The organism is Streptomyces sp. NPDC044064, assembly GCF_056434245.1.
On record NZ_JBWKFN010000036.1, the window covers coordinates 55,997 to 67,064 of the forward strand.

At 74.1% G+C, this 11,068-nt stretch carries 11 protein-coding genes; 6 read left to right on the forward strand and 5 right to left on the reverse strand.

Annotated elements, in window-relative coordinates; translation table 11 throughout:
• Window positions 1-32 precede the first annotated feature (32 nt).
• Window positions 33-1,358, reverse strand: a complete 1,326-nt coding sequence (locus AC07DS_RS39530; RefSeq protein ID WP_479153491.1) for a PH domain-containing protein — start codon at window positions 1,356-1,358, stop codon at window positions 33-35.
• On the reverse strand, window positions 1,355-1,858 hold the full coding sequence (locus AC07DS_RS39535; RefSeq protein ID WP_479153493.1) for a PH domain-containing protein: 504 nt from the start codon (window positions 1,856-1,858) through the stop codon (window positions 1,355-1,357). The genes AC07DS_RS39530 and AC07DS_RS39535 overlap by 4 nt, the downstream gene beginning before the upstream one ends.
• A 31-nt stretch (window positions 1,859-1,889) precedes the next feature.
• Between AC07DS_RS39535 and AC07DS_RS39540 the strand changes: the two genes are divergently transcribed.
• Window positions 1,890-3,038: an NADH-quinone oxidoreductase subunit D gene (locus AC07DS_RS39540; protein WP_145885780.1), complete on the forward strand. Its 1,149-nt coding sequence runs from the start codon at window positions 1,890-1,892 to the stop codon at window positions 3,036-3,038.
• A 15-nt stretch (window positions 3,039-3,053) separates the two neighbouring features.
• On the opposite strand, the gene AC07DS_RS39545 is transcribed toward AC07DS_RS39540, so the two are convergent.
• The gene (locus tag AC07DS_RS39545; protein WP_479153496.1) at window positions 3,054-4,142 is read right to left on the reverse strand and encodes an SAM-dependent methyltransferase; all 1,089 of its coding nucleotides are present in this window, start codon (window positions 4,140-4,142) and stop codon (window positions 3,054-3,056) included.
• A gap of 118 nt (window positions 4,143-4,260) precedes the next feature.
• Between AC07DS_RS39545 and AC07DS_RS39550 the strand changes: the two genes are divergently transcribed.
• Entirely contained in the window at window positions 4,261-5,466 is a 1,206-nt protein-coding gene (locus tag AC07DS_RS39550; RefSeq protein ID WP_479153498.1) for a sensor histidine kinase, read from the forward strand.
• 84 nt (window positions 5,467-5,550) lie between these two features.
• The gene (locus AC07DS_RS39555) at window positions 5,551-6,222 is read left to right on the forward strand and encodes a response regulator transcription factor (protein ID WP_479153500.1); all 672 of its coding nucleotides are present in this window, start codon (window positions 5,551-5,553) and stop codon (window positions 6,220-6,222) included.
• A 148-nt stretch (window positions 6,223-6,370) separates the two neighbouring features.
• Here AC07DS_RS39555 and AC07DS_RS39560 read toward each other — a convergent pair whose 3' ends face one another.
• Window positions 6,371-7,474, reverse strand: a complete 1,104-nt coding sequence (locus AC07DS_RS39560; protein WP_145885774.1) for a DUF5937 family protein — start codon at window positions 7,472-7,474, stop codon at window positions 6,371-6,373.
• A gap of 161 nt (window positions 7,475-7,635) precedes the next feature.
• Here AC07DS_RS39560 and AC07DS_RS39565 point away from each other — a divergent pair, with 161 nt between their 5' ends.
• Entirely contained in the window at window positions 7,636-7,842 is a 207-nt protein-coding gene (locus tag AC07DS_RS39565; protein ID WP_479153502.1) for a hypothetical protein, read from the forward strand.
• Window positions 7,843-7,913: 71 nt separating this feature from the next.
• Here AC07DS_RS39565 and AC07DS_RS39570 read toward each other — a convergent pair whose 3' ends face one another.
• Window positions 7,914-9,086 carry a threonine aldolase family protein gene (locus AC07DS_RS39570; RefSeq protein ID WP_479153504.1) on the reverse strand — a complete coding sequence of 391 codons (1,173 nt, stop codon included), beginning with the start codon at window positions 9,084-9,086 and terminating at the stop codon, window positions 7,914-7,916.
• Between the two features lie 172 nt (window positions 9,087-9,258).
• Here AC07DS_RS39570 and AC07DS_RS39575 point away from each other — a divergent pair, with 172 nt between their 5' ends.
• Window positions 9,259-10,203 carry a Rossmann-like and DUF2520 domain-containing protein gene (locus tag AC07DS_RS39575; protein ID WP_479153506.1) on the forward strand — a complete coding sequence of 315 codons (945 nt, stop codon included), beginning with the start codon at window positions 9,259-9,261 and terminating at the stop codon, window positions 10,201-10,203.
• Window positions 10,203-11,068, forward strand: an 866-nt coding sequence (gene panC / locus AC07DS_RS39580; RefSeq protein ID WP_479153508.1) for a pantoate--beta-alanine ligase, incomplete at its 3' end; no start/stop codon positions are given. The genes AC07DS_RS39575 and panC, both read left to right, overlap by 1 nt.

The following is an 11,068-nucleotide window of genomic DNA, read 5'->3' on the forward strand; positions in this document are numbered from 1 at the left end:
AGCCCGGTCCGCCCGCGAGGGGCGGGCCGGGCTCACGCCATCCAGCGGTCGGGGCGGGCGGCCCTGCGGCCGGTGCGGGACCGCTCCGCCTGGGCCCGCAGCAGCAGCGCGGCCTCCTCGGCGTCCCGCAGACGGGCCGTGACGGTCTTGTCGGCGCCGGTGTCCACGTGGACGTCGGCGAGCCGCCACAGCCGCTCCCAGGGCCCCTGGGTGAGCCGTACGCTCTGCACCTTGGCGTGCGGGACCAGTGACAGACGGCGGCGCAGCAGGCCGTGCCGGGCGGCGAACACCGCTTCGGTGACCGCGAGGCCGTGCCCGCGCCACCACACCGGCACGCACCGGCCGGCCCGCCGGGGCGGGCGGGACAGCGACTCCGGCACGGTCACGCCGGGCAGTATGCGCGCTATGACGGACTCGGCCACCGCGCGCGGGGCGACCGGCACCAGCACGGAGTTGTCGGACCCGGCCACGTCCAGCTCCACCCGCACCCAGCCCCGCCGTCGCCACAGCAGCGGTTCCACGATCCGCACGGTCTGCACCCGTCCCGGCGGCACGGTCTCGTGCGCGCGGTCGAGCAGCCCGCGGTCTATGCGCAGCCCGTCCGGGGACTCGCCCACCGTCCAGTCGTACTCGGCGACGAACCGCCCCGCGCTGCTCGCGCCCGCCGTACCGAGCAGCGGCAGGGCGGCGGCGAGGACCGTCCACATGCTGTGGGTGGCGAGCCACAGCACGGGCGGTACGACGAGGGCGGCGGTCAGCGAGCCCCAGGCGGCCCCCGTCAGCAGGAGGGAGAGCGCCAGCTCGCGCGGAGGGACCCGCAGCAGCTCGTGCGCCGGTGCCTCGCCCACTTCGCGCGCCGTCTCGGGCGCGAAACCGGCGGCGCGCGCGAGCAGCTCCGCGCGCAGGGCGCGCGCCTCCTGCTCGCCCAGGAAGGCCAGTTCGTCCTTCTTGTCGGCCCCGACGACGTCGATGCGCAGCTTGGCCACACCCGCCACGCGTGCGAGGAGCGGGCGCGTGACGTCGATCGCCTGGATGCGCTCCAGCCGGATGTGCGCGGTGCGCCGGAACAGCAGCCCGGTACGGATGCGCAGTTCGCCGTCGGTGACCGCGAAGTGCGTGAACCACCAGGACAGGAAGCCGTAGAGGCCGGCCGCCGGGACCAGCACGGCGAGCCCGATGAGCAGCATCGTGGAGGTCAGCCGCTGCAGCTGCTCCTGCGCGCCGCTCGGGTCGTGCCCGGCCCAGCCCGCGAGTACGGCGACCGGCGCCCAGGCCCGCCGGAAGGGCGTGACGGGGTGCAGTCGCCGCTCGGCCAGGGGCGGGCGTGCCGCCACGTCGTCGAGGCCGGGCGCGGTCACAGGCCCGCCGATCGGGCCTCACCGAGTTCGGTGAGCCGGTCGCGCAGCCTCTCCGCCTCGGCCGGGTCCAGACCCGGGATGGTCGCGTCGGTCGCCGCGGCGGCGGTGTGCAGCTGCACGCTGGCCAGCCCGAAGGACCGCTCCACGGGCCCCGAGGTGACCTCCACCAGCTGCATCCGCCCGTACGGCACCACGGTCTCCTCGCGCCACAGGACACCGCGGCTGATCAGCAGGTCGTCGGCCCGCTCGGCGTACCGCCAGGAGCGCCAGTTGCGGCCCAGCAGCAGCCAGCCCCACGCGCCCAGGGCCAGCGGGAGCAGCGCGAAGGCGGCCCACGTCCAGCCGGCGAGCAGGCCGGGCAGCAGCCCCGCCACGAGGGCGAGCACGCCCGTCCACACCGCCAGCAGCAGTCGGCGCATGCGCAGCAGGCCGGGCGGCAGCCCCCGCCACACCGGCTCCTGCCCCGACACCCCGGTCTCCTCGGGGATCCCCGTTTCCATGGAGCCAGCGTACGTAGGGGAAACTGGGTCCATGACTGCGACGGAGACCACGGTCGGCATCGGCGGCGCCGCCGAGAGTACCGACATGGTGCTCAACATCGGCCCCCAGCATCCGTCCACGCACGGCGTGCTGCGGCTCAGGCTGGTGCTGGACGGAGAGCGCATCCTGCACGCGGAGCCGGTGATCGGCTACATGCACCGGGGCGCCGAGAAGCTCTTCGAGGCGCGCGACTACCGGCAGATCATCATGCTCGCCAACCGCCACGACTGGCTGTCGGCGTTCTCGAACGAGCTGGGCGTGGTCCTCGCCGTGGAGCGGATGCTCGGCATGGAGGTCCCCGAGCGCGCGGTGTGGACGCGCACGCTGCTCGCCGAGCTGAACCGGGTGCTGAACCACCTGATGTTCCTCGGGTCGTACCCGCTGGAGCTGGGCGGGATCACGCCGGTCTTCTACGCGTTCCGGGAGCGCGAGGTGCTCCAGAACGTCATGGAGGAGGTCTCCGGCGGGCGCATGCACTACATGTTCAACCGTGTCGGCGGCCTCAAGGAGGACCTGCCGGCCGGGTGGACGGCACGCGCGCGTGCCGCCGTCGCCGCAGTGCGCTCCCGGATGGACGTCTTCGACGACCTGGTGCTCGGCAACGAGATCTTCCGGGGGCGTACGCGGGGCGTGGGGGCGCTGGCGCCGGAGACCGTGCACGCCTACGGCGTGAGCGGGCCCATCGCGCGCGCCTCCGGCGTCGACTTCGACCTGCGCCGCGACGAGCCGTACCTGGCCTACGGCGACCTCCAGGACACGCTGAAGGTCGTCACCCGGAGCGAGGGCGACTGCCTCGCCCGTTTCGAGGTGCTCCTGGAGCAGACCCACAACGCCCTGGACCTCGCCGACGCCTGCCTGGACCGGTTCGCCGAGCTGGCGCCCGGGCCGATCAACCAGCGGCTGCCCAAGGTGCTGAAGGCGCCGGAGGGGCACACGTACGCCTGGACCGAGAACCCGCTCGGGATCAACGGCTACTACCTGGTCAGCAAGGGCGAGAAGACCCCGTACCGGCTGAAGCTGCGCTCTGCGTCCTACAACAACATCCAGGCGCTGACCGAGCTGCTGCCGGGGACGCTGGTGGCGGACATGGTGGCGATCCTGGGGTCGTTGTTCTTCGTGGTCGGCGACATCGACAAGTGAGCCGCCGGCCGGGCCCTAGAGGCCCTGGACGAGTGGGTCCGGGATACCGACCGGCTGGAGCAGCCAGCCGAAGTCGCCGAGGCCACCGGGGGCGGTGAGTTCGGCGGCCTCGCCCGCGCCAGCCAGGGCGCGGACGTAGGCGGCGGGGTCCGTCGAGGCCAGCGCGAGCGGGGGGCGTGCGCCGGTGAGGTCCAGGGCGCGCAGGGCCGCGCGTTGCGTGAGCAGGCGTGCAGCGGGACGTGTGAGCGCTGCGCCTGATGGTGTGTGCGCCGTTTCGTGAGGTGTGTGCGCCGTCGCGCGTGCTGACGCGCTCGCAGCCGCGCACGCGTCCAGCGCGACATGCGCCGTGATGTCGCACGAGCCGTCCGGCACGGGCGCCGTCTCGCGCCCCTCCCGGAAGCCGGCGAGCGTCCCGAACGGGGGCCGCGCGTCCGCGGTGTGCGCGTAGTCCACGGCCACCGCGAGTCCCCGCGCCACCCGGTCCACCGCCGCCGCCCACGCCAGGTCCCTGGGCAGCCCGATCTCCGCGCGCAGCCCCTCCTCGCCCGGCAGCGGCCACCACCGCGCCAGCCAGTCCGCGTCCGCGCCCGACACCGGCTCCCCGAGCCGTTCGGTGCCGTCAGCCGCGACGAGCACCAACCGGGGCACGCCCGCCGGGTCCGCCTCGGCGACGTCCACGGGCACGTTGTCCAGCCATTCGTTGGCGAACAGCAGCCCGGTGATCGTCGCCGGGGGTTCGCTCAGCCAGACGATCCGGTCGTCCAGGCCCGCCGGACGGTCCGCGATCTCGACGGCGTACCCGCGCGCGCGGGCCGCCACGTCGGCCGGCAGGGCGGTGAGCACGCCGGTCACCAGCTCCCCGCGCCCGGCGCCCATGTCGACGAAGTCCAGCGTCCGCGGCCGCCCGAGCGCCTCGTCGACCCGGCACAGCAGCCGCGCCACGGCGCCCGCGAACAACGCGGACGCGTGCACGGACGTACGGAAGTGACCGGCCGGGCCCTCGGGCCGCCGGTAGAAGCCGCCCGGTCCGTAGAGCGCCTCCCGGGTCGCCTCCCGCCAGCCGCGTCCCGCGGGGACGCTCTGCGCCGTCGCCTCATCCGTCACCGGGACAGACTAGGCGCACAGGTGATCACGGCATCCACCTTGCGGAGTACGCGTCGCTCCTGCGGATCGGCCCTCCGGTTGACCCCTGCACGCATCCGGCTTCCCTACTCTGGGTTACGTGCAACGCCTTTATGACTTCCTCCGCAGGCACCCGATGTGGGTCGACAGCTTCTGGGCCGTCGTCCTGTTCGGGCTTTCCGGCGTGAGCGTGGTGAGTCAGAACGGCGTGCCGGACCGCCACATGTCGGTCGGCGGCGGGCTGGCGGTGTCCGCCGTCCTGTGCGTCGTCGTGGCGCTGCGCCGCCGCTTCCCCGAGGCGATGCTGCTGCTGGCCCTCGCGACGGGGCTGGCCCAGCTGGTCCTGGACATCGAGATGACCGCCGCCGACTTCGCGATGCTGGTGATCACCTACACGGTCGCGGCGGTTGGTGCGCGCTGGGCTTCCCGGCTCGCGCTCTTCACCAGCCTGTTCGCGGCCACCCTGGCGCAGATCCGCTGGCCCGACCAGCACTCCAGCGGACTGGGCCAGCTGGCGATCGCGGTGTTCCAGACGGTGCCGTTCGCCCTGGCCTGGGTGCTCGGTGACTCCATGCGCACCCGCCGGGCCTACTTCGCCCAGCTGGAGGAGCGCGCAGCCCGGCTGGAGAAGGAGCGCGAGGCACAGGCGAAGGTGGCGGTCGCGGCCGAGCGCGCCCGGATCGCGCGCGAGCTGCACGACGTCGTCGCACACAACGTGTCGGTGATGGTGGTCCAGGCCGACGGCGCCGCCTACGTCCTCGACGCCGCGCCCGACCAGGCGAAGAAGGCCCTGGAGACGATCTCCTCCACCGGCCGCCAGGCCCTCGCCGAGATGCGCCGCCTGCTGGGCGTGCTGCGCACCGGCGAGCACCAGGAGACCGGCGAGTACGTCCCGCAGCCGGACGTCGAGCAGATCGACGACCTCATCGAGCAGTGCCGCAGTTCCGGTCTGCCCGTCGACTTCAAGGTCGAGGGAACCCCGCGCCCGCTGCCCAGCGGCGTGGAGCTGACCGCGTACCGCATTGTGCAGGAGGCGCTCACCAACACCCGCAAGCACGGCGGGCCCAACGCGGGCGCGAGCGTGCGGCTGGTCTACTTCGACGACGGGCTCGGCCTGCTCGTCGAGGACGACGGCAAGGGCGCCCCGCACGAGCTGTACGAGGAGGGCGGCGCCGACGGCCAGGGGCACGGTCTGATCGGCATGCGCGAGCGGGTCGGGATGGTCGGCGGCACCCTGGACGCCGGCCCGCGCCCGGGCGGAGGATTCCGCATCAGCGTGCTGCTCCCGCTCAAACCGGCGCACTGACGCCGTCGCACGCCCCTTGTTGACACCTGTCACGCCCCCCGAGCACCCCAGAACAACCCCCAGAGCAAACGGAAGAGGACCCCGATGACGATCCGCGTGATGCTCGTCGACGACCAGGTGCTGCTGCGCACCGGGTTCCGGATGGTGCTCGCCGCCCAGCCGGACATGGAGGTCGTCGCGGAGGCGGGTGACGGCGTCGAGGCCCTTCAGGTGGTGCGTTCCACCGCCGTCGACGTCGTCCTGATGGACGTCCGCATGCCGAAGCTGGACGGAGTCGAGGCCACGCGCCGCATCTGCCAGGAGCCGAACCCGCCGAAGGTGCTCATCCTGACCACCTTCGACCTGGACGAGTACGCCTTCTCCGGGCTGAAGGCGGGCGCCTCCGGCTTCATGCTCAAGGACGTGCCGCCCGGCGAGCTGCTCACGGCCATCCGCTCCGTGCACAGCGGCGACGCGGTGGTGGCCCCGTCCACCACCCGGCGCCTGCTGGACCGGTTCGCGCCGATGCTGCCCTCCGCCGGCCGGGAGCCCCAGCACAAGGAGCTGGAGCGGCTCACCGACCGGGAGCGCGAGGTCATGGTGCTGGTCGCGCAGGGCCTGTCCAACGGCGAGATCGCGGCCCGGCTGGTGCTGTCCGAGGCGACGGTGAAGACCCATGTGGGCCGCATCCTGACCAAGCTCGGCCTGCGTGACCGGGTGCAGGTGGTGGTGCTGGCGTACGAGACCGGACTGGTGCGGGCCGGCGGCCACGGCTGACGCACCCTCGGCGAAGTCCGCTGCAGTTCGGCAGCGCCCTGAAGGGACGCGGGGCTGTATCGGTCTGCGGCTCCGCCGCGTGGGCGCGACCAGCCACGAGGGTGCTGCGGACGATCGACGGCACATCGCGCCACGCCCAGCGGAGCGCCTAGCGCAGGACGCCCTCGATGAAGTCGCTGCCCAGGCGGGCCACCGCCGACAGGTCCAGCTGGTGCTGGACGTAGCGGCCGCGGCGGCCGCTCGTGATCAGGCCCGCCTTCTTCAGCACGGCCAGGTGGCGGGATATCTCGGGGGCGGACATGCCGTGCGCGTCCGCCAGTTCGCTCGTGGTGTGCTGGGCGCGGGCCAGGTGGCGGCACAGCCGCATCCGCACCGGGTGGGCCAGCGCCTCCAGACGGAGCGTGAGCTGCTCGACGGACGGCGCCTGCGGGTGGCAGCCGCTGACGGGATAGGTGATCGTGGGCTGCCAGCCGTACCGGTGCAGGACCATCACATGGGGCCAGCCGAGGCTGGTCGGCACCAGGACGAGACCGCCGTCGCCGATGGCCGTCCGCCCCACCAGGAGCTTGTCGACCGTGATGAGCCCGGCCTCCTCGTCCAGCGAGACGGCACCGGAGAGCGAGGCGAGGGCCTCGCCCAGACCCTTGTGGCGCAGCAGTTCGGTCTTGTGCCGGGCATCCGCCGCGAGCTGCGGCTGGAGCCGGGCCCAGGTGTCGGCGAAGAAGGCCTCGTCGCAGTCCAGCACGAGCTGCCGGAACCAGGCGCGGACGGCCGGCGGGTCCTCCAGCAGACGGCGGGTGACCCGCTCCTGGACGGCACCGCGCGCGGCGGCCAGCTCCAGGGAGCGCCGGCGCAGCCCGGGATCGTCGAGCGGGCCGGGCTCGGCGATGTCGTAGCGCAGCTGGCAGGTGAACTCCAGGGCTGCGTGCACGAACTGTTCGTCCGTCAGCTGGTCCAGCTGGTCCAGTTCCTCGGCGAGCGTGGCGCCCGGTTGCGCACGCCCGCCGGGTATCCCGGCGAACGGGGCGAAGACGTCGGAGAACGTCGTGCGCCACAGGAAGTCCGCCTCGCACAGCCGGTCGGCCAGACCCGGGTCCAGCCGGGTCGACACGGCGGTCACCCAGCCCTGCAGCTGTGGGTGGTGGCCCGGCTCGCTGAGCGCGTGCAGCGCCATCCCCAGCTCCGCCAGCGGAGAGGGCACGACGGAGATGCGCTCCGGCGGCAGTCCGGCGATGTCGATGGTCACGCTCATGCCCCCATGGTGCACCCGGCCACCGACCGTGGCCCCGTGGATTGACGGCTGCCGTCAATCCACGCGACATCCGCTCTGAGCAGGAGCAATCTGAGGACACCGGGGCAACCGCGGAGCCCGATCAGTCATCGATCAGCCACGTCCCGAGAAGGCGATCCGCCATGAGCATCACGCAGCAGTACCTCCTCGACACCTACCGATCCCGCCTGCACGGAGAGTCCGCACCGCCCGCGCCGGGCCGCCACGACCGCGACCTCATGCGCGAGCTGCGCGACTACCGGCGCTTCCGCGCGGTCCTCGCCGAGCGCCCGGCGCACGGACGGCTCCGCCAGGCCCTGACCCGCTGGCTGCGCCCGCGCGCCCTGTAGGGCCGGTGCCCTGCAGGGCCCCCGTCCTCCGGGGTCCGTGCCCAGCAGGGCCGCCACGGCCTCCGAGCCCGCTATTCCTTCCCGGGCAGCCGGCTCACGAACTCCCTGACGGCCGCACGGACGTCGGCGGCCGTCCACTCCAGGCCCGCCGAGCGCACGGTGACCTCCGTGGAGGCCAGGCCGGGCGCGGCGCCGTACCAGCCGTTCGCGAAGAGCATCACCGAGGTCTCCTCGGCCTGCCGGACCGCCGCCTCCGCCAGCACCTCGGGCTCGTACGGCAGCCATACCTGGAACTCCTGGGTGTGCGGCACCCCGGGGTGCACGCGCGCCCACGGCAGGCCCGCCTCCGCGAACCCCTCGCGCAGGGCCGCGGCCACCACGCGCGCGTGCCGCACGTAGTCGGGCAGCCGGGGCAGCTCCCGCTCCAGGCCGACGAGCGCCGACAGCACGGTCGGGAACTGCTGGAAGACCATGCCGCCGTACCGGTGCCGCCAGGTCCTCGCGTCCTCGGCCAGGGTCCGCGGACCGGCCAGCGCGGCACCGCCGAAGCCGTCGAGGGACTTGTAGAACGACACGTAGACGCTGTCCGCGAGGCCCGCGATCTCGTCCAGGGGGCGCTCGAAGTGGACGGTGCACTCCCACAGGCGCGCGCCGTCGAAGTGCACCACCGCGTCGCGCTCCCGCGCGGCCTCGACGACCTCGGTCAGCTCCTCCCAGGTGGGCAGCACGAAACCGGCGTCCCTCAGGGGCAGTTCCAGCATCAGCGCCCCGAAGGGCTCCGGGAAGTCGCGTATCTCGTCGGCCGTGGGCAGCCGGGGCTCGTCGGTCACGCGCACCGGGCGCAGGCCGCTGACCTGGCTGAGCGCATGCCGTTCGTGCACCTCGGGGTGGGCCAGGGCGTGCAGGGCCACGGCGGGGTTGCCGGTGCGGGCCGCCCAGCAGCGCAGGGCGACCTGCTGGGCCATCGTGCCCGTCGGGAAGAACACGGCGGCCTCCGTGCCGAGCAGGGCCGCGACCCGCTCCTCCAGGGCCGCCACGATCCGGTTGCCGTAGACGTCCGCCGGCTCGTCCAGGTCGTACACCTCGGGCGCCGCCTCCTGGAGCAGCGCGAGCCGCTCCCGGATCGTGCCCCGCCAGCCCGCGCGTGACAGGACGCGCCGGGCCCCGCGCTGGGCCGCCGCGCGCCGCTGCCCCGACCGCTCCCGCGCGGTCCGGTCCTCGCCCTGCTCAGCCGTATCAGTCATGCCCGGGATCATGCCCTGCGCGCCCTTGCGGGGCAGCGGGGTTTTCCGGCGGCACGGGCGTGGGGTGACCCACAGCCTGTGGACAACCGGCCGTGAGCCGACCCGATAGCGTTAACATGACGAGAAATCGTCCGGTACCCAGAGCGGACTGGAACGGGAAGGCCGCCGTCGCGTGAGTACAGTCCACCAGCCAGACCTCAAGGACCGCCCCGCGCGGCTCACCGTCGGCGTCGTCGGCGCCGGCCGGGTGGGCCCCGCCCTGGCCGCGTCCCTCCAGCTCGCCGGGCATCGCCCGGTGGCCGTGTCCGGAGTCTCCGACGTCTCCCGCAGGCGCGCCGAGGCGATGCTCCCCGACGTGCCGCTGGTGCCGCCCGCCGAGGTTCTCCAGCGCGCCGACCTCGTCCTGCTCACCGTTCCCGACGACGCCCTGCCCGGCCTGGTCGCCGGTCTCGCCGAGACCGGCGCCGTACGTCCGGGACAGCTGCTCGTGCACACCTCCGGGCGGTACGGCGCGAAGGTCCTCGACCCCGCCCTGCGCGCGGGCGCGCTGCCCCTGGCACTGCACCCGGCGATGACCTTCACCGGCACCCCGGTGGACGTCCAGCGCCTGGCGGGCTGCTCCTTCGGCGTCACCGCGCCCGAGGAGCTGCGCCTGGCCGCCGAGGCACTGGTCATCGAGATGGGCGGCGAGCCCGAGTGGATCAGCGAGGAGAACCGCCCGCTCTACCATGCGGCCCTCGCCCTCGGCGCCAACCACCTGGTGACCCTGGTCGCCCAGTCCATGGAGCTGCTGCGCACGGCGGGCGTCGAGGCTCCCGACCGGATGCTCGGCCCGCTCCTCGGCGCCGCCCTGGACAACGCGCTGCGCTCCGGCGACGCGGCGCTCACCGGACCGGTCGCGCGCGGGGACGCCGGCACGGTCGCCGCGCACGTCACCGAGTTGCGCAGACACGCCCCGCAGACCGTCGCGGGCTATCTGGCGATGGCCCGCGCGACCGCCGACCGTGCCCTCGCCCACGGCCTGCTGAAGCCGGAACTCGCCGAGGACCTGCTCGGCGTGCTGGCCGACGGCGGGAACGACGCCGACGGCACGAACAGCACCGAGGGGAACGCCTGATGACCGCCGCCCTGCTGAGCACCGCCGAAGAGCTGCACGCGCGCGTGGGCCACGGTCGCCGTGCCGTCGTGATGACCATGGGCGCCCTGCACGAGGGCCACGCCACGCTGATCCGCACCGCGCGCGAGATGGCAGGCCCGGGCGGTGAGGTCGTCGTCACCGTCTTCGTCAACCCGCTGCAGTTCGGCGCCGGGGAGGACCTGGACCGCTACCCGCGCACCCTCGAGGCCGACCTGAAGCTCGCCGAACAGGCGGGCGCCGACGCCGTGTTCGCGCCCTCCGCCGACGAGGTGTACCCGGGCGGCGAACCCCAGGTCCGGGTCTCCGCGGGTCCGATGGGTGAGCGCCTGGAGGGCGCCTCGCGGCCCGGGCACTTCGACGGCGTGCTCACCGTCGTCGCCAAGCTGCTGCACCTCAGCCGTCCCGACGTGGCCCTGTTCGGGCAGAAGGACGCCCAGCAACTGGCCCTGATCCGGCGCATGGTGCGGGACCTGAACTTCGGCATCGAGATCGTCGGCGTACCGACCGTGCGCGAGGAGGACGGGCTCGCCCTGTCCAGCCGCAACCGCTACCTCTCGCCCGACGAGCGCCGTACGGCCCTCACCCTGTCCCGCGCGCTGTTCGCCGGCCGCGACCGGCACGCCGCGCAGGAGGCGCTGCGCGCGCGGGCCCGCGAAGTGCCCTCCACGCACGCGCGTGCCGAGGCGCTGAGCGCCATAGGGGAGTCCCGCGCGGCGGCCGACGCGCACGCCGTGGCCACCGCCGCGCCCGGCGGCCCGGGGGGGGGGGGGGGGGGGGGGGGGGAGGGGGGGGGGGGGGGGGGGGGGGGGGGGGGGAGGGGGGAGGGGGGGAGGGGGGGGAGGGG